Origin of the sequence: Nonomuraea sp. NPDC049709 (assembly GCF_040674815.1) — a bacterium.
Lineage (GTDB): Bacteria > Actinomycetota > Actinomycetes > Streptosporangiales > Streptosporangiaceae > Nonomuraea.
This window is the reverse complement of sequence record NZ_JBFANM010000102.1, coordinates 1-16,187: the sequence shown is the minus strand read 5'-3', so window position 1 is coordinate 16,187 and position 16,187 is coordinate 1. Positions and strand designations below refer to the sequence as shown.

Genomic DNA, 16,187 nt, shown 5'->3' with positions numbered 1-16,187 from the left:
GAGGGCTTGAATGGGCCGATATGTCATTAGGCGACTGATCCAGGCGATACCCGTCCTGCTCGGCGCCACGCTACTCATCTTCTGCATCGTCTTTGCTCTGCCCGGGGATCCCATCGCGGCGTTGTTCGGAGACAAGCGCCCGGACCCCGCCGTCGCCGCGGTCCTGCGCGAGCAGTATCACCTCAATGATCCGCTGCTGCTGCAGTACTGGTACTACATCAGCGGCGTGCTCTTCCGCGGCGACTTCGGCGTGAACTTCGCCGACATCCCGGTGTCCCAGATCATGGCGGGCAAGTTCCAGATCACGCTGAACCTCGCCCTGACCGCGCTGGTGATGGAGGCCGTCATCGGCGTCGGCCTGGGCCTGTGGGCGGCGCTGCGCCGCGGCAGGGCCACCGACACCATGATCCTCGCCTCGACGCTGCTGCTGATCTCGGTCCCGACGCTGGTGACCGGCTTCGTGCTGCAGCTCCTGCTGGGCGTGAAGCTCAAGCAGTGGACGGGACTCGACATATTTCCCGTCGCGGGCACCTTCGCGGGCTGGCGCAGCTACCTGCTGCCCGGTTTCGTGCTCGCGGGAACGTCGATCGCGTACCTGACCAGGCTCACCAGGACCAGCCTGGTGGAGACCCTGAGAGCGGACTACATCCGGACGGCCACGGCCAAGGGCCTGTCCAGGCGGCGCGTCATCGGCCGGCACGGCTTGCGCAACGCGCTGATCCCGCTCGTCACCTACCTGGGCGCCGACCTCGGCAACCTGATGGGCGGCGCGGTGATCACGGAGACGATCTTCAATCTCCAGGGAATTGGCAATCAGCTCTTCCAGTCGGTTTACTTGCGAGAACAACCGGTCGTGGTGGGCATCATCACGGTGCTGGTGCTGATCTACATCCTGGCCAACCTGGTCGTCGACTTGTTGTACGCCGTGCTCGACCCGAGGATCCGCTATGAGTAACCCAACCCCGCCGGTCGGGCCGGGGCTCCCGGAGACGCAGACGCTGGTCCCGGACACGGTTCCCGCACCGTCGCCGCGGCGCGCGGGCAAGCGGGCCAAGGGCGGCAAGCCCGCCAGCCTGTGGACCGACGCGTGGTACGACCTCAGGCGCCGGCCGATGTTCATCCTCTCGGTGATCATCGTTCTGATCCTGCTGGTCATGTCGGCCATGCCCTGGCTGTTCAGCTCGATCGACCCGACCGTCGCCAGGACCTGTGACCTGTCCACGGCGCGGCAGGGGCCCAGCGCGGGCCACCTGTTCGGCCGCGACAACCTGGGCTGCGACGTCTACGCCAGGACGATCTACGGAGCCCGCAACTCCATCGTGATCGGCGTGCTCACCACGATCATCACCACGTTCGTCGGCGGCCTGCTCGGCATCATCGCCGGGTTCCGCAGCGGCATGGTCGACACGGTGTCCTCGCGGGTCACGGAGATCTTCTTCGCCATCCCCCCGATCCTCGGCGCGCTGCTGATCGCGGCCACGTTCCGCGGCCGGGCCAACAGCATCCTGCTGGTGATCCTCGCGCTGGCGGTGCTCGGCTGGCCGATGGTGTTCCGCATCATGCGGGCCGCGGTGATCACGGCGAAGAACCAGGACTTCGTGGTCGCGGCCAGGGCGCTGGGCGCCGGCTCCAGCCGGATCATGTTCCGCCACCTGCTGCCGAACTCGCTGGCCCCCGTCATCGTGGTGGCCACGATCAACCTGGGCGGCTTCATCGCGGCCGAGGCCGCGCTGTCGTTCCTGGGTGTCGGCGTGCAGTCGCCGGACATCTCATGGGGCCTGATGATCGCCGACGCGCGCAACAGGTTCCTGGAGGCTCCGCTGCCGCTGGTGTTCCCGGCCGTGTTCCTGAGCATCACGGTGCTCGCGTTCATCATGATGGGCGACGCCGTGCGCGACGCGCTCGACCCGAAGCTCAGATAGAAGGGGGGATCAAGTGAAGAAGACGTCTTCGGATGTGTTGCCCGCCGAGGGAGGGCTGGGCGACGAACCGCTGCTCGCGGTCGAGGACCTGCACGTGGAGTTCCGTACGCGGGCAGGTGTCGTACGAGCGGTCAACGGCGTGAGCTACACGGTCAGCCCCGGTGAGACGCTCGCGGTGCTGGGCGAGTCGGGTTCGGGCAAGTCCGTGACGGCCCAGGCCATCATGGGCATCCTCGACATGCCGCCCGCGGTCATCCCCAAGGGGCAGATCCGCTTCAGGGGCACCGACCTGCTCAAGCTGTCGGAGGAGGCCCGCACGCAGGTGCGCGGCCAGCGGATCGCGATGATCTTCCAGGACGCGCTCTCCGCGCTCAACCCGGTCTTCACCGTGGGCTGGCAGATCAGCGAGATGTTCCGGGTGCACCGGGGCATGTCCAAGTCCGACGCCCTGAAGAGGACCGTCGAGCTGATGGACCGGGTCCGCATCCCGGCCGCCAGGCAGCGCGTGCACGACTACCCCCACCAGTTCTCCGGGGGCATGCGCCAGCGCATCATGATCGCCATGTCGATCGCGCTGGACCCCGAGGTGCTGATCGCGGACGAGCCGACCACGGCGCTCGACGTGACCGTCCAGGCGCAGATCATGGAACTGCTGGCCGAGCTGCAGCGCGAGAGCCAGATGGGCCTGATCCTGATCACCCACGACCTGGGCGTCGTCGCCGACGTGGCCGACAAGATCGCGGTCATGTACGGAGGCCGCATCGTCGAGAAGGCCCCCGTGTACGACATCTACAAGGCTCCGGCGCACCCGTACACGAAGGGCCTGCTGGACTCGATCCCCAGGGTCGACCAGAAGGGCCAGGACCTGTACGCGATCAAGGGCCTGCCGCCCAACCTGCTGGACCTGCCGTCAGGATGCGCGTTCCATCCCCGGTGCCCGTACCGGCAGGACAACTGCGTGACCGACGTCCCCCCGCTCTACGAGATCAGCGGCACGCGTGGCAGCGCCTGCCACTACTGGAGGGAGGTCCTCGATGGCGAACGGCAGTGAGCGCATCCTCGAGGTACGCGATCTGGTCAAGCACTTCCCGCTGACCCAGGGGATCCTCTTCAAGAAGCAGATCGGCGCGATCAAGGCCGTGGACGGCGTGTCGTTCGATCTGAACAAGGGCGAGACGCTGGGCATCGTGGGCGAGTCGGGCTGTGGCAAGTCCACGCTCGCCAAGGTGCTGATGGCGCTGGAGCGGCCCACCTCGGGCTCGGTGAAGATCAACGGCCGGGACATCGGCAAGGCCAAGGGCGGCGAGCTCAAGGCCATGCGCCGCAACATCCAGATGGTGATGCAGGACCCGTACACCTCGCTGAACCCCCGGATGACCGTCGGCGACATCATCGGTGAGCCGTACGAGATCCACACGGAGGTCGCCCCCAAGGGCGACCGGCGCAAGAAGGTGCAGGAACTGCTGGAGGTGGTGGGGCTCAACCCCGACCACATCAACCGTTACCCGCACCAGTTCTCCGGCGGCCAGCGGCAGCGCATCGGCATCGCCCGGGGTCTGGCGCTGCAGCCGGAGATCATCGTCTGCGACGAGCCCGTCTCCGCGCTCGACGTGTCGATCCAGGCGCAGGTCATCAACCTGCTGGAGCGGCTGCAGAACGAGTTCGACCTGGCCTACATCTTCATCGCCCACGACCTGTCGGTGGTGCGCCACATCTCCGACCGGGTGGGCGTGATGTACCTGGGCAAGTTCGTGGAGCTGGGCAAGGACACGGAGATCTACGACCGGCCGGCCCACCCGTACACGCAGGCGCTGCTGTCGGCGGTGCCGGTGCCCGACCCCGAGGGGCGCGAGCAGCGCGAGCGGATCATCCTGCAGGGTGACCCGCCCTCGCCCGCGAACCCGCCCAGCGGGTGCCGGTTCCGTACGCGGTGCTGGAAGGCCCAGGAGATCTGCGCGGAGGAGGAGCCGCTGCTGCAGATCCGGCCGGGCACGGCGCACGAGAGCGCCTGCCACTTCGCCGAGACGCACGACGTGGTGCACGTCGGCTGAGCTCGCGTCAGGAGGGCCCCTCGGGAGTCGTCCCGGGGGGCCTTCTCACGTGGTGACGATGACGGCCGAGCCGTGACCGAACAGGCCCTGGTTGGCCGCCAGGCCCACGCGGGCGCCGGCGACCTGGCGGGCCCCGGCCCGGCCGCGGAGCTGCGCCGTCAGCTCGCAGAGCTGGGCGATGGCCTGGGCCGGGATGGCCTCGCCGAACGAGGCCAGGCCGCCCGACGGGTTCACCGGGATCCGGCCGCCGAGCGCGGTCTCCCCCTCGCGCAGCAGCTTGTCCGCCTCCCCGGCCGGGCACAGCCCGACGTCCTCCATCCAGTCCAGCTCCAGCGCCGTCGACAGGTCGTACACCTCGGCCAGCGACACGTCCTCCGGGCCCACCCCGGCCTCCTCGTAGGCCGCGTACGCGATCGCCGCCCTGAAGGGCCTCTCGGGGGCCGGTACGGCGACGCAGGAGTCGGTGGCGAAGTCCGGCAGCTCCAGCACCGTGTTGGGGAAGACGGGGGTGACCGTGGAGACGGCGGCCAGGCGGACGAGCGGCGCGCCCAGGCGGCGCGCGTACGACTCCGAGGCCAGCACCACCGCCGCGCCACCGTCGGAGGTGGCGCAGATGTCCATGAGGCGCAGCGGGTCGGCGACCATGGGCGAGGCCAGCACCTCCTCGGCGGTGACCGGCTTGCGGTAGCGGGCCAGCGGGTTGAGCGACCCGGCCAGCGCGTTCTTGACCTTGACGGCGGCGAAGTCCTCGGGGGTCGAGCCGTGCAGGGCCATGCGGCGGCGGGCGTAGAGGGCGAAGTACGCGGGGTTCGTGGCGCCCAGGAGGCGGAAGCGCAGCCAGTCGGGGTCGTCGGGACGGTCGCCGCCCACCGGCTTGAAGAAGCCCTTCGGCGCCGCGTCCGCCCCGATCACGAGCGCGACGTCGCACAACCCCGCCAGGATCCTGGTACGCGCGATGTCCAGCGCCTGGGCCCCTGAGGCGCAGGCCGCGTAGCAGGAGGCCACCCGCGCGCCCGACCAGCCCAGCGCCCTGGCGTAGGAGGCGCCGGAGACGAAGCCCGGGTAGCCGTTCCTGATCGTGTCCGCCCCGACCACGAACTGCACGTCGGTCCACGCCACCCCGGCGTCCCGCAGCGCCTCGCGGGCGGCCGCCACGCCGTACTCCAGGAAGGGCCGCCCCCACTTCCCCCACGGATGCATCCCGGTCCCCAGCACGACGACGCTCATGAAGCCTGCCCCCACATCCACATCAGCGGCCCGTCGGCCAGCGGCCCCGAGGTCAGCTCCAGCTCCATGCCGACCGCGAGCTGGTCCACCGTCAGGCCCCGGACCTGACCGAGCACCACGATGCCCACCTCGTCGAGCTCGACCGCGGCCAGCGTCACCGGCTCGTACGGCTGCGCCGCCACGTACGGCGCCGGCGGCGGGTAGCAGGCGTTCGTGTACGACCAGACCCGCCCGCGCCGCGGCAGCGGGAACTCCTCCATGTCCGCCCCCTCGCAGCGCGGATTGGGGCACGACTCCCGCCGGGGCGGGAAGCAGACCGTGCCACAGGCCGCGCACCTGGTGCCGAGCAGGCGGACGGCGTCCCCCTCGATGGCGAACCAGCCGTCGATCGCGTACGTCATAGCCGGAGTATCACACAAGCGCTTGCTAGGTTGAATCCCCTTCGCGCCCCCGATGCCGCACGACCACCCGCGCCGACATCACGACCACCAGCAGCAACATCCCCGCCACCACCGGCATCCGGGAGCCGGGCGCGGGCCCGTCGCCGAAGTACGGCCCCGGCCGGGCCGCCCCGGGCACCGGCACGTCCAGCCGGTCGGCCTCCCGCAGCGCGAGCAGCGCGTCGACCACGCCGTGCCCGTAGGCGGGGCTGTAGCCGTCCTCGGGCCGCCGCCGGGCGCCGAGCTCGATGGCCATCCGCACGTGGTAGGGCGACAGGTCGGGATGCGCTGACCGGATCAGGGCGGCGACGCCCGCGACCATGGCGGCGGCCGAGCTGGTGCCGTCGCCGACCACGTACGAGGCGTCCCCGTCGGCCGTGACGATCTCCGCGCCGGGCGCGACCACGGACAGGTAGTCCTGCCGGTTGGAGAACCCGGCGACCTTCATCCGCCGGTCCACCGCGCCCACCGCGATCACCCCGGGGTAGGCGGCGGGGAAGTTCTTCCGGTTGCCCGCGGCCCCGTCGTTGCCCGACGAGGCCACCAGCACGGCGCCCTTGCCGATCGCGTACTGGACGGCCTCCTCCTCCGACGCCGACCCCTCCCACGCGCCGCTGCCGCCGCCGAGCGACATGCTGATCACGTCGGCGCCGCGGTCGGCCGCGTAGCGGATGCCCTTGGCCAGCGCGTCCCCCCAGCCCGAGCGGTGCTTCTGGCGCAGCGGGTCGCCGTTCTCCAGCGTGACCCTGACGGACAACACCCTGGCGGCGGGCGCCACGCCCAGGACGCCGCCCCGGTGGCCGTCGCCGTGCCCGCGACCGGCGATCAGGCTGGCCATGGCGGTCCCGTGCGGCCCCCACAGCCCCCTGCCCGCACCCGTCAGGTCGGGACCCTGCACGACGGCGCCGGCCAGGTCGGGGTGGTGGCCGTTCACGCCGGTGTCGAGCACGGCCACCAGCACGCCCTCGCCCCTGCTCGACCGCCACGCCTCGGGCAGGCGCAGCGCGCCGAGCTGCCACTGCCCGGCCCGCGCGGCCTCGCCCACGTCGTCGGAGTGCGCGGTGGGGGCCGCCGCGATCCCGGCCGCCAGCCCGGCCAGCAGGACGGGGACGAGGAGCCGCCTCATCCGGTGAGTGCCCGGTGCAGCGCCGCCGCGAGCTGCCGGGCGGCGTCGCGCAGCCGCGGCACGACGCGGTCACCCGGCTGGTACGCCCGCCCGTCCGCGTAGCCGGCGGCCGTCGCCACCACGTAGTGCTCCCCGGACCCGACCACCACGCCGGCGAAGTACTGCCGGTCGCCGAACCACGCGGCCGGCCCGCCGGGGAAGGCCACGGGCCGCACGGTCTCGGGCCGTACGGTCTCGGGTCGCACGGTCTCGGGTCGCACGGTCTCGGGTCGCACGGCCTCGGGTCGCACGGCTTCAGGTCCTACGGTCTCGGGCCGCACCGTCGCGGCGTGGCCGGAGCCTTGCGGGCCCGCCCCGAGCGCGGTGAGCGCCGGCCGGTCGAGCACGGCGATGCCCACCGTGACGACGAAGGTCTGCGTGCTGTCGGCGTAGGTGGCGCGCAGGGCGGTGCGGCAGCCGGGGCGCACGGCAGCGGGGTGGAAGGCGGCCCGGCAGGGCGCCTCGGGGGCCACCCCGGCCAGCTCGTACGTGACCCGGGCCCCGGAAGGGCTGAGCCCCGGCACCGTGCCGGGGAAGACCTGAGCCACCGGCCACGCCTGCCAGCGCTCTGAGACGGGCGGCGCCGGCACGGGCCAGACCGCGGACAATATGGAGATCAGTGCAACGGACAGGTGGTACACGTCGGACCTCGGGCGGGAGGGGAGGGGCCGCCGATTCTGCTCGTGCATTGTGACACGCGAGCGCCCGCTCAACCCGACGCTTCGGTAAACAGACCGATACGCGGAGTAGTTCCGATCTGTCGGCTTTTAGCCAATAAAGTGAAAGAAAGTCGGATGTCAGGCTGCTGAACAGCCGGGCTGGAACACGCCGCCAGGCGCGTCTCTCATTCCGCCGTGAACAGCCGCACTCCGCACATTACGATGGCCACGGGCCGCGTGCGTGCGACGTGATCGTCGCCCGCCCCTTTCGAGGAGGACACCATGGGAGCACCGCTCAGCGGTGACAATGCTGCCCAGGAACCGTCCCGCCAACCACTCTCAGACCGCGATCACGAACTCCTCGCCTTCGAGCGCCAATGGTGGCGCTACGCGGGCGCGAAGGAGCAGGCCATCAAGGAGACCTTCGGGATCTCCGCCACGCGCTACTACCAGTTGCTCGGCGAGCTGATCGACCGGCCGGAGGCTCTCGAGCAGGACCCCATGCTGGTCAAGCGGCTGCGCAGATTACGGTCCACCCGCCAGCGCGAGCGCGCCGCCAGAAGGCTTGGCATGCGTCCCTGACCGGCTGGGTACGGCAGCCGCGTGAGGAACATCCCTGGAATGGAAGCGATCTTGAGCGATCCGGCCGGCGCCGTGATCGGGCTCGACTTCGACGGCACGCTGTCGCCGATCGTGCCCGACCCCGCCGCCGCCGTGATCCACCCGAAGGCGCCCGAAGTTCTCGCCGACCTGGGCGCCCGCGTCCTCGCGGTGGCCATCGTGACCGGCAGGCCTGCGGCCACCGCACTGGAGCTCGGACCGGGTCTGGCCGACGTGCCGGGGCTGGTCGTGCTCGGCCACTACGGCTTCGAACGCTGGGAGGACGGCCGGATCTCCGCGCCCCCGCCCCCGCCGGGTGTGCCGCGGGCCGAGGCGGAGCTGCCGCTGCTGCTCGACTCGCTCGGGCTGGCGGGCGTGCGCGTCGAGGACAAGGCCAGGGCCGTGGCCGTGCACACCAGGCGCAGCCCCGACCCCGAAGGGGCGCTGGCCGTCCTGCGGGAGCCGCTGGCCAAGCTGGCGGAGAAGCACGGCCTGGTGGTCGAGCCCGGGCGCATGGTGCTGGAGCTGAGGCCGCCGGGCATGGACAAGGGGCACGCGCTGAGCCTGTTCCTGGCGGAGCGAGCCGCCCGGTCGGTGATGTTCGTCGGTGACGACCTGGGGGATCTGGCGGCGTTCGACGCCGTACGCGCGTCCGGGCTGCCGGGCGTGACCGTGTGCAGCGGCTCCGCCGAGGTGACCGCACTGGCCGAGCGGGCCGACATCGTGGTGGACGGTCCGGAGGGGGTCGTGGCGCTGCTGGGTGAGCTGGCGTCGGCGTTCAGCCGTTCGTGACTGATCTGCAAGTCGCGATCTCTAGGGTCGGGCGCATGCACAAGCGTCACTCTGCCCTTTTCGCCGCCGCGGGTGTCGCCGCGGCCACCCTCCTCGCCACCGCCCTGCCCGCGACCGCCGCTCCCGCCCAGCAGCTCAAGCTGCGCAACGGCCTGACCCTCTACATCCCGATCCAGTGGAAGGTGTACGGCACCGGCACCGACGCGGTCCAGGTCGTCACCGGCAAGTGCGGCAAGGCGCAGGGATGGGGCACGCCCGAGTGCGACGCCTTCTACGTCTTCGGCCCCAAATACATCAAGCAGGGCGCCGAGGGCTTCAATCCCTACACCGGCAAGCGCCCCTTCTACACGGCGACGGACGTGCAGCCCTGCCCCTTCAACCGGAAGTGGTACGAGCTCATCGGCCCGAAGGTGACGAGGGGCCTGCGCCAGGTCGGGCCGGGACACAAGGCCGCCTACAACGCCTGGAAGTCCACCTGCGTCTCCTACTCCGACGCCGGGACCAAGGTGCGGACCCGCTTCACCCAGCGGGAGTGGTATCTGCCGCAGAGCAGGATCCTGGTGGTCGACCAGTGGAACACGCCGGGCCTGGCCGACACGCTCAAGCACGCCGACTGGAACTGAGCACCCCGGCGACCGCCAGGCCGATGAGCACCGGCACCATCAGGAACGCGGTCCGGGTGCCGAAGCCGTCGGCGAGCGTGCCGAGCGCCAGCGGACCGACGGCCATGGCGGCGCCCGCCCAGATGGGCGAGGCCGCCGCCGCCAGGTCCGCCCGGTCGCCGGAGCCGGCGATCAGCGCGGCCAGCGCCAGCGGGAAGTGCAGGGCGGCGCCGAGCCCGCAGATCACCAGCCCGGCGTAGGACAGCACCGGCTGGGTGCTCAGCCAGAACAGCAGCCAGCCCGCGAACGTCACCGCCAGCGCCCCCGCGAACAGCGGCGTGGGCGGCAGGCGCAGCGCCAGACGCGCCCCGGCGAACCTGCCCGCCGCCAGTCCCGCCACGAACGCCGTCAGCCCGGTGGCCGCCGTGGCCGCGCTCAGCCCCGTACGGTCGGCGAACAGGTCGGCGGCCCACAGGTTGAAGCTGAACTCCAGCGCCACGCAGCAGAAGAGCACCAGGCCCGCCAGGTGGAAGCGCCAGCCGGGCCGGGCGACGGACTCCGCGCCCGCGCCGGGGCCCGCGGCCCGCCGGTCGGGCCAGACCCGGCCCATGGCCAGCGCGAGCAGCACGCTGGCGACCGGCGTGAGCAGCAGCGCGGCCCGCCAGCCGAGCGCGGTCTGGGCGACCACGCTGAGCCCGAACGTCATCCCCATGCCCACGAGCACGCCGACCGCGTTGGCCTCGCTGATCGCCGCGGGCCCGGCCGGGCCGTGGTGGTCGCTGAGCGCCGCCATGGACGTGTAGAGCAGGATCGAGCTGAAGCCGCCGGCCACGCCGTAGCCGAGCAGGGTCAGGGCCAGGGCGTCGGTGGGCAGGACCGCGAGCAGGCCGGCGTTCATCCCGGCCAGGCCGATCCAGCTGGTCGCGCGCCGGCCGAACCTGCGGGTCAGCAGGGGGAGCAGGAGCCCGGCCGCGATCGTGCCCAGGGCCATGGAGGTGCCGTGCAGGCCGGCCACGGTGGCCGACGTGCGCTGGTCGGCGCGCAGGAGGGGCAGGGCGGCGCTCAGGCCGTACAGGTAGGTGGCGAACGTGCTGAGCAGCAGGTAGACGAGCCAGGTCGGGCGGTCTCTGATCAGTCGGACGGGCGGTAAGACCGTGGTCACCCGGCAGCCTCCCGCGGGACGGAGGGACGCGGTCGCCCTCCCATGCTAGGCGAGAGCGTCAGGCCAGTGCGTCGAGCTGGGCGGCGAGCCATTTCTGCGGGGGCAGCGCGGTCGCGGCGGCGTGCAGCTTGTCGCGGCGCATGCGCCGCTCGTCCTCGGGCATGACCAGCGCGTCGTGCAGCGCGACGGCCGTGCCGCTGATGTCGTACGGGTTGACCATGAGGGCGTGCGGGCCCAGTTCGGCGGCGGCCCCGGCCTCCCGCGACAGCACCAGCGCGCACCGCTCCGACAGGACCGGGCCCTCCTTGGCCACCAGGTTCATCCCGTCGCGGATGGGGTTGACCAGCAGCACGTCGGCCATCCGGTACGCGGCCAGCGAACGCGGATAGTCGTCGTTGACGTTGAGGATCACCGGGTCCCAGTCCTCGGTGGCGTATTCGGCCTCGATCTCCTGGGCCCGGCGCTGCACCGACGCGGTGTATTCGCGGTATTCGGGCAGGTCGTGCCGGCTGGGGTAGGCGAAGGCCAGGTGCACCACCTTGCCGTGCCACTCGGGGTGCGCCGCCAGGAACTCGCGGTAGGCGATCAGGCCGCGGGTGATGTTCTTGGACAGCTCGGTGCGGTCGATGCGGACGATCAGCCGGCGGTCGCCCACCTGCTCCCTGAGCGCGGTCATGTGCGACTCGACGTCGGGCTCGCAGGCCCGCTCCCACAGCGCCGTGCCGTCCACGCCCAGGCTGTGGACGCCGATGCGGGTCGTCCGGCCCTCGTAGGTGATGCTGCGCCCGACGCGGTCGGTCTCCGCGCCGAGCAGCCGCTCGCAGCAGTCCATGAACGCCTGCGCCCACCGGTCGGTGAGGAACCCGGCGTGATCGGCGCCCAGGATGCCCTCCAGGACCTCGCCGGCCACCTCGTCGGGCAGCAGGGAGAAGTATTCGGGCGGCGCCCACGGCGTGTGGCTGAAGTGGGCGATACGCAGGTCGGGCCGCTCGGCGCGGAGCATCGCCGGGGTCAGCGTCAGGTGGTAGTCCTGCACCATCACGCGCGCGCCGTGCCCGGCCTCCTCGGCCAGCGCCAGCGCGAAAGCCCCGTTGTAGTCGCGGTAGGACTCCCACTCGCGCTCGAACCTCGTGCCGAAGTTGGGCGAGTTGGGGATGTCGTAGAGCAGGTGGTTGATGAACCACAGGGTGGAGTTGGCCACGGCGTTGTAGGCGCGGTGGAACGTGGCGGGCGGGATGTCCAGCATGCGCAGCGGGCCCGTGTCGTAGCCGGCGTGGTCGATGCGGCCGCCGGAGGCCAGGCGTACGGCGCTGCGGTCGCCGTCGGACAGCGCGGCGCAGATCCACAGCACGCCGTCGTCCTTGGCCACTCCCGACAGCCCTGAGACCAGGCCGCCGCCGCCGCGCTTCATGGTCAGCTCGCCGCCGTCGGAGACGGTGAAGGAGACCGGACCTCTGTTCGAGGCCAGCAGGACGCTGTTCATCAAGGCTCCCTTCGATCATAGGATCCCAGCTATGGCGCTTGATGAGCTAACCGAGGAACTCGCCCGCTCCGCCGCTGCTGGAGATCATCGCGCACTTGGCGAGCTCCTGGCGCGAATAGAGCCGGATGTGATGCGACACTGCGCCCGGATCCTGCCTTATCACCAGGACGCCGAGGAGGCCTCGCAAGATACGTTGCTGGCCGTGGCGCGCAACATCGGGCGCTTCGAGGGGCGGGCCAGGTTCAGCACCTGGCTGCACATCGTGACGGCCAACTGCGCGCGGACCACGTACAGGTCGCTCAAGCGGCGGGCGGCCGAGCAGAGCTCGGACGAGCTGCCGATGCAGAAGCCCGACGTGCAACGGGTCAGCGTGATCGCGGGCTCGCGGCTCGACCTGCTCGACGCGATGGAGGCGCTGGAGGCCGACAAGCCGGACCTGGCGCAGGCGCTGGTGTTGCGCGATATCGTCCAGCTGGACTACAACGAGGTGGCCGAGCAGCTCGGCATCCCGCTGGGCACCGCCAAGTCACGCATCCACCAGGCCCGCAAATACGTTCAGGGCGTGCTGGGTGAGGACTATCGCTGAGACCGCCCGTCTCGCATGGTGAGACGGGTGGTAATTTCGGCCACTTAAGCGGGTAGAGTCCTTTTCAACAACTGCATATTGCTCATCCAGAGGGGTGGAGGGACCGGCCCTGCGAAGCCCCGGCAACCCTCCCGGTTTCGACTCGCGACCTGCGAGGCCGACCGGGACAAGGTGCCAATTCCGGTTCGCGGTCAAGGTGGCCGTGGGCGAAGATGAGGGAAGGCCTCGCTTCATGTCGCTTGACTTTGGTCCCGCCGAAGCTCTGTCCTGCCGCGAGTGCGGCGCGCGTTACCCGCTGGGTCCCAGCTTCGCCTGCCAGGAGTGTTTCGGGCCGCTCGAAGCGGCCTACTCCTTCGGCGACGTGACCCGCGCGGACATCGAGTCGGGTCCGGCCAACATCTGGCGTTACCGTTCATTGCTCCCCGTACCGGCCGACGTGGCCACCAAGCCGAATATGAACCCCGGCTGGACCAAATTGGTCAAGGCCGGAAACCTCGGGCGGGCGCTCGGCATCAAGTCCCTTTACGTGAAGGACGACTCGGGAAACCCCACCCACTCCTTCAAGGACCGGGTGGTCGCCATGGCCGTCGAGGCGGCCCGCAACTTCGGCTTCCACACGCTTTCCTGCTCCTCCACGGGCAACCTCGCGGGCGCGGTCACCGCCGCCGCGGCGCGGGCGGGGCTCGACGCGTGCGTGTTCATCCCGGCCAACCTCGAGCAGGCCAAGATCGCCATGGCCCGCGTGTTCGGCGGGAAGCTGATCGGGATCGAGGGCACCTACGACGACGTCAACAGGTTCTGCTCCGAGCTGATCGGCGACCCCCTGGGTGACAAGTGGGGCTTCACCAACATCAACCTGCGGCCTTACTACGCCGAGGGCTCCAAGACGCTCGCGTACGAGATCGCCGAGCAGCTCGGCTGGCGGCTGCCCGAGCAGATCATCATCCCCATCGCGTCCGGCTCGCAGCTCACGAAGATCGACAAGGGCTTCAAGGAGCTGGTGGCGCTGGGCCTGGTGGAGGACACGCCCTACAAGATCTTCGGTGCTCAGGCCGCCGGGTGCTCGCCCGTGTCCACGGCGTTCAAGGCCGGGCACGACGTCGTGCAGCCGGTCAAGCCCAACACCATCGCCAAGTCGCTGGCCATCGGCAACCCCGCCGACGGGCCGTACGTGCTGGACATCGCGCGGCGCACGGGAGGGGGCGTCGAGGACGTCACGGACCCGGAGATCGTGGCCGCGATCAAGCTCCTGGCCTCGACAGAGGGCATCTTCGCCGAGACCGCCGGCGGGGTGACCGTGGGCGTGCTGAAGAAGCTCGCCGAGAGCGGCCGGCTCGACCCGGAGGCCGAGACCGTGGTGCTGAACACCGGTGACGGGCTCAAGACGCTCGACGCGATCAGCGACGACGCCACGCCCACGGCCGTGATCCGGCCCTCTCTCGACGCGTTCCGCGCGACTGTCTGACAATCAGGAAAGGCGACTTTAACCATGAGCGTTTCTGTGCGGATTCCCACCATTCTGCGCACGTACACCGGGGGTAACGCCGAGGTGAGTGGCGAGGGTGCGACTCTTCGTGACGTGCTCGCCAAGCTGGACTCTGACTACCCGGGGATCGGCGCGAGAATTCTGGATGAATCGGGCAAGATTCGTCGTTTCGTCAACGTTTACGTTGGGGAAGAGGACGTCCGATTCGCGGAGGGCCTCGACACTCCCGCACCAGAAGGCACTCAGATCTCCATCATCCCGGCGGTTGCCGGCGGCTGAGTCCCGCGGAGCACACCCTTGAAGGCGCCCCTAGTGGGCGCCTTCTGCTTTTCCTGGGATAATTCAACGTTGAAGGGTCTTCGCTGCGAAGAAATACGCGATTTGCAGATTGACTCTGTTGCCAAACCCCGTGCCACAGGTATGGTCGAGGGCGATCGTCTGGCTGATTTTCCGTTAAGTCATACGATTACAGGTCCCGCGGAGGAATGGGCGAGATCTGGGAGACCAGTAAGAGGAGTCGGAAGTGGCGCAGGGCACCGTCAAGTGGTTCAACGCGGACAAGGGCTACGGCTTCATCGCGGTAGACGGTGGTAAGGATGTATTCGTCCATTACTCAGCGATCATGATGGACGGGTACCGATCTCTCGAACAGGGGCAGCGCGTCGAGTTCGAGATCACGCAGGGCCAGAAGGGACCGCAGGCGGAGTCTGTCCGCGCGGTCTGATTTTCGTCACTGGTATGCACCGGGCGGGATCGCACGGCAGCGCAGTCCGTGCGAACCGTCACCTCTCTTTCGCCGACTCGCGTGCGGCGAGCCGCTCCGGGCGGCTCGCCGTACCGACGCACTGACCTGGGCGGGAGTAGGGGGGCAGCGGGCGTTCGCTTGCACTCGGCAGGGTAGAGTGCTAAACAGTTCGTTGGCACTCTGTGCAGCAGAGTGCCAACTCGGATCGAGACGATGGGGTCTGCCGAACGGAGATGCGGACCCATGCCGTCGCGGGCGTCGGCTCGGTCCACGACAAGCCACCCTGCATCTGGGAGGTCTAGCCTTATGGCAGCCAAGATGATCGCGTTTGACGAGGACGCCCGGCGCGGTCTCGAGCGCGGTATGAACCAGCTCGCCGACGCCGTCAAGGTGACCTTGGGTCCCAAGGGGCGCAACGTCGTGCTGGAGAAGAAGTGGGGCGCTCCCACGATCACCAACGACGGTGTTTCCATCGCCAAGGAGATCGAGCTCGAGGACCCATGGGAGAAGATCGGCGCTGAGCTGGTCAAGGAAGTCGCCAAGAAGACCGACGACGTCGCGGGCGACGGCACCACCACCGCCACCGTGCTCGCCCAGGCGCTGGTGCGCGAGGGCCTGCGCAACGTGGCCGCCGGCGCCAACCCGATGGCTCTGAAGAAGGGCATCGAGGCGGCCGTCGAGCGGGTCAGCGAGGAGCTCTCCAAGCTGGCCAAGGATGTGGAGACCAAGGAGCAGATCGCTTCGACCGCCTCCATCTCCGCCGCCGACGCCGAGATCGGCTCGCTCATCGCCGAGGCGATGGACAAGGTCGGCAAGGAAGGTGTCATCACCGTCGAGGAGAGCAACACCTTCGGCCTGGAGCTCGAGCTCACCGAGGGCATGCGCTTCGACAAGGGCATGACGTCGATGTACTTCGTCACCGACTCGGACCGCATGGAGGCCGTGCTCGAAGACCCGTACATCCTGATCGTCAACAGCAAGGTCTCCGCCAACAAGGACCTGCTGCCGCTGCTCGACAAGGTCGTGCAGTCGGGCAAGCCGCTGCTGATCATCGCCGAGGACGTCGAGGGCGAGGCGCTGGCCACCCTGGTCGTCAACAAGATCCGCGGCCTGTTCCGCTCCGTCGCCGTCAAGGCTCCCGGCTTCGGTGACCGCCGCAAGGCCATGCTCAACGACATCGCGATCCTGACCGGTGGTCAGGTCGTCGCCGAGGAGGTCGGTCTCAAGCTCGAGAGCGCCACCCTCGACCTGCTGGGCCGCGCCCGCA

18 protein-coding genes and 1 riboswitch are annotated in these 16,187 nt (G+C 69.9%); of the genes, 12 read left to right on the top strand and 6 right to left on the bottom strand.

From position 1 onward, the window contains the following. Positions 1 to 10: 10 nt before the first annotated feature. Genes AB0J69_RS54270 through AB0J69_RS54255 form a run of 4 tightly spaced genes read left to right on the top strand, consistent with a single transcriptional unit; the run spans position 11 to position 3,973 of the window. On the top strand, positions 11 to 955 hold the full coding sequence (locus AB0J69_RS54270) for an ABC transporter permease (RefSeq protein WP_364135586.1): 945 nt from the start codon (positions 11 to 13) through the stop codon (positions 953 to 955). Continuing rightward, the gene (locus AB0J69_RS54265; protein WP_364135583.1) at positions 948 to 1,922 is read left to right on the top strand and encodes an ABC transporter permease; all 975 of its coding nucleotides are present in this window, start codon (positions 948 to 950) and stop codon (positions 1,920 to 1,922) included. Before AB0J69_RS54270 ends, AB0J69_RS54265 begins: the two co-directional genes overlap by 8 nt. A gap of 13 nt (positions 1,923 to 1,935) precedes the next feature. Beyond that, positions 1,936 to 2,973, top strand: a complete 1,038-nt coding sequence (locus AB0J69_RS54260; protein WP_364135580.1) for an ABC transporter ATP-binding protein — start codon at positions 1,936 to 1,938, stop codon at positions 2,971 to 2,973. Then, the gene (locus AB0J69_RS54255; protein ID WP_364135577.1) at positions 2,957 to 3,973 is read left to right on the top strand and encodes a dipeptide ABC transporter ATP-binding protein; all 1,017 of its coding nucleotides are present in this window, start codon (positions 2,957 to 2,959) and stop codon (positions 3,971 to 3,973) included. Before AB0J69_RS54260 ends, AB0J69_RS54255 begins: the two co-directional genes overlap by 17 nt. Positions 3,974 to 4,018: 45 nt before the next feature. On the opposite strand, the gene AB0J69_RS54250 is transcribed toward AB0J69_RS54255, so the two are convergent. The 4 genes from AB0J69_RS54250 to AB0J69_RS54235 are packed head-to-tail and all read right to left on the bottom strand — an operon-like array spanning position 4,019 to position 7,353. Next, positions 4,019 to 5,200, bottom strand: coding sequence for a lipid-transfer protein (locus tag AB0J69_RS54250; RefSeq protein WP_364135575.1), 1,182 nt, complete (start codon positions 5,198 to 5,200; stop codon positions 4,019 to 4,021). Further along, positions 5,197 to 5,601: an OB-fold domain-containing protein gene (locus AB0J69_RS54245; protein WP_364135572.1), complete on the bottom strand. Its 405-nt coding sequence runs from the start codon at positions 5,599 to 5,601 to the stop codon at positions 5,197 to 5,199. The genes AB0J69_RS54250 and AB0J69_RS54245 overlap by 4 nt, the downstream gene beginning before the upstream one ends. A 25-nt stretch (positions 5,602 to 5,626) precedes the next feature. Further along, positions 5,627 to 6,766 (bottom strand): S8 family serine peptidase, encoded by a 1,140-nt coding sequence (locus tag AB0J69_RS54240; RefSeq protein WP_364135569.1) that lies wholly within the window; start codon positions 6,764 to 6,766, stop codon positions 5,627 to 5,629. Next, the gene (locus tag AB0J69_RS54235; RefSeq protein ID WP_364135566.1) at positions 6,763 to 7,353 is read right to left on the bottom strand and encodes a hypothetical protein; all 591 of its coding nucleotides are present in this window, start codon (positions 7,351 to 7,353) and stop codon (positions 6,763 to 6,765) included. Before AB0J69_RS54235 ends, AB0J69_RS54240 begins: the two co-directional genes overlap by 4 nt. A gap of 393 nt (positions 7,354 to 7,746) precedes the next feature. Between AB0J69_RS54235 and AB0J69_RS54230 the strand changes: the two genes are divergently transcribed. The 3 genes from AB0J69_RS54230 to AB0J69_RS54220 are packed head-to-tail and all read left to right on the top strand — an operon-like array spanning position 7,747 to position 9,479. Then, a complete protein-coding gene (locus AB0J69_RS54230) occupies positions 7,747 to 8,046 on the top strand; it encodes a DUF3263 domain-containing protein (RefSeq protein ID WP_364135563.1) in 300 nt (99 codons plus the stop codon). A gap of 39 nt (positions 8,047 to 8,085) precedes the next feature. After that, a complete protein-coding gene (otsB, locus tag AB0J69_RS54225; protein ID WP_364135560.1) occupies positions 8,086 to 8,856 on the top strand; it encodes a trehalose-phosphatase in 771 nt (256 codons plus the stop codon). A 35-nt stretch (positions 8,857 to 8,891) separates the two neighbouring features. Then, the gene (locus tag AB0J69_RS54220) at positions 8,892 to 9,479 is read left to right on the top strand and encodes a hypothetical protein (RefSeq protein ID WP_364135557.1); all 588 of its coding nucleotides are present in this window, start codon (positions 8,892 to 8,894) and stop codon (positions 9,477 to 9,479) included. Here the strand turns inward: AB0J69_RS54220 and AB0J69_RS54215 are convergent. Together AB0J69_RS54215 and AB0J69_RS54210 are read right to left on the bottom strand one after the other, a co-directional pair. Next, positions 9,457 to 10,620: an MFS transporter gene (locus AB0J69_RS54215; RefSeq protein ID WP_364135554.1), complete on the bottom strand. Its 1,164-nt coding sequence runs from the start codon at positions 10,618 to 10,620 to the stop codon at positions 9,457 to 9,459. The genes AB0J69_RS54220 and AB0J69_RS54215 overlap by 23 nt on opposite strands. A gap of 58 nt (positions 10,621 to 10,678) precedes the next feature. Next, positions 10,679 to 12,103 (bottom strand): trehalose-6-phosphate synthase, encoded by a 1,425-nt coding sequence (locus AB0J69_RS54210; RefSeq protein WP_364135551.1) that lies wholly within the window; start codon positions 12,101 to 12,103, stop codon positions 10,679 to 10,681. A gap of 130 nt (positions 12,104 to 12,233) precedes the next feature. On the opposite strand from AB0J69_RS54210, the gene AB0J69_RS54205 reads away from it, so the two are divergent. The 5 genes from AB0J69_RS54205 to groEL form a co-directional block, all read left to right on the top strand. Next, on the top strand, positions 12,234 to 12,689 hold the full coding sequence (locus tag AB0J69_RS54205; RefSeq protein ID WP_364135628.1) for an RNA polymerase sigma factor: 456 nt from the start codon (positions 12,234 to 12,236) through the stop codon (positions 12,687 to 12,689). 79 nt (positions 12,690 to 12,768) lie between these two features. Continuing rightward, a riboswitch (SAM riboswitch) is annotated at positions 12,769 to 12,908 on the top strand. A 13-nt stretch (positions 12,909 to 12,921) separates the two neighbouring features. Then, positions 12,922 to 14,154, top strand: a complete 1,233-nt coding sequence (gene thrC, locus AB0J69_RS54200) for a threonine synthase (RefSeq protein ID WP_364135547.1) — start codon at positions 12,922 to 12,924, stop codon at positions 14,152 to 14,154. Between the two features lie 24 nt (positions 14,155 to 14,178). Next, positions 14,179 to 14,454, top strand: a complete 276-nt coding sequence (locus AB0J69_RS54195; protein ID WP_043633550.1) for a MoaD/ThiS family protein — start codon at positions 14,179 to 14,181, stop codon at positions 14,452 to 14,454. 244 nt (positions 14,455 to 14,698) lie between these two features. Then, positions 14,699 to 14,899 (top strand): cold-shock protein, encoded by a 201-nt coding sequence (locus tag AB0J69_RS54190; protein ID WP_068927743.1) that lies wholly within the window; start codon positions 14,699 to 14,701, stop codon positions 14,897 to 14,899. Positions 14,900 to 15,226: 327 nt separating this feature from the next. Next, the coding region (gene groEL / locus AB0J69_RS54185) for a chaperonin GroEL (protein WP_364135543.1) at positions 15,227 to 16,187 on the top strand (961 nt) is incomplete at its 3' end.

What these genes read in the sequence shown, in the direction of transcription:
- AB0J69_RS54270 (WP_364135586.1), top strand. Translation starts at nt 11, where the DNA reads ATGGGCCGATATGTCATTAGGCGACTGATCCAGGCGATACCCGTCCTG.
- AB0J69_RS54265 (WP_364135583.1), top strand. Translation starts at nt 948, where the DNA reads ATGAGTAACCCAACCCCGCCGGTCGGGCCGGGGCTCCCGGAGACGCAG.
- AB0J69_RS54255 (WP_364135577.1), top strand. Translation starts at nt 2,957, where the DNA reads ATGGCGAACGGCAGTGAGCGCATCCTCGAGGTACGCGATCTGGTCAAG.
- AB0J69_RS54250 (WP_364135575.1), bottom strand. Translation starts at nt 5,200, where the DNA reads ATGAGCGTCGTCGTGCTGGGGACCGGGATGCATCCGTGGGGGAAGTGG.
- AB0J69_RS54245 (WP_364135572.1), bottom strand. Translation starts at nt 5,601, where the DNA reads ATGACGTACGCGATCGACGGCTGGTTCGCCATCGAGGGGGACGCCGTC.
- AB0J69_RS54240 (WP_364135569.1), bottom strand. Translation starts at nt 6,766, where the DNA reads ATGAGGCGGCTCCTCGTCCCCGTCCTGCTGGCCGGGCTGGCGGCCGGG.
- AB0J69_RS54230 (WP_364135563.1), top strand. Translation starts at nt 7,747, where the DNA reads ATGGGAGCACCGCTCAGCGGTGACAATGCTGCCCAGGAACCGTCCCGC.
- otsB (WP_364135560.1), top strand. Translation starts at nt 8,086, where the DNA reads ATGGAAGCGATCTTGAGCGATCCGGCCGGCGCCGTGATCGGGCTCGAC.
- AB0J69_RS54220 (WP_364135557.1), top strand. Translation starts at nt 8,892, where the DNA reads ATGCACAAGCGTCACTCTGCCCTTTTCGCCGCCGCGGGTGTCGCCGCG.
- AB0J69_RS54210 (WP_364135551.1), bottom strand. Translation starts at nt 12,103, where the DNA reads ATGAACAGCGTCCTGCTGGCCTCGAACAGAGGTCCGGTCTCCTTCACC.
- AB0J69_RS54205 (WP_364135628.1), top strand. Translation starts at nt 12,234, where the DNA reads ATGCGACACTGCGCCCGGATCCTGCCTTATCACCAGGACGCCGAGGAG.
- thrC (WP_364135547.1), top strand. Translation starts at nt 12,922, where the DNA reads ATGTCGCTTGACTTTGGTCCCGCCGAAGCTCTGTCCTGCCGCGAGTGC.
- AB0J69_RS54195 (WP_043633550.1), top strand. Translation starts at nt 14,179, where the DNA reads ATGAGCGTTTCTGTGCGGATTCCCACCATTCTGCGCACGTACACCGGG.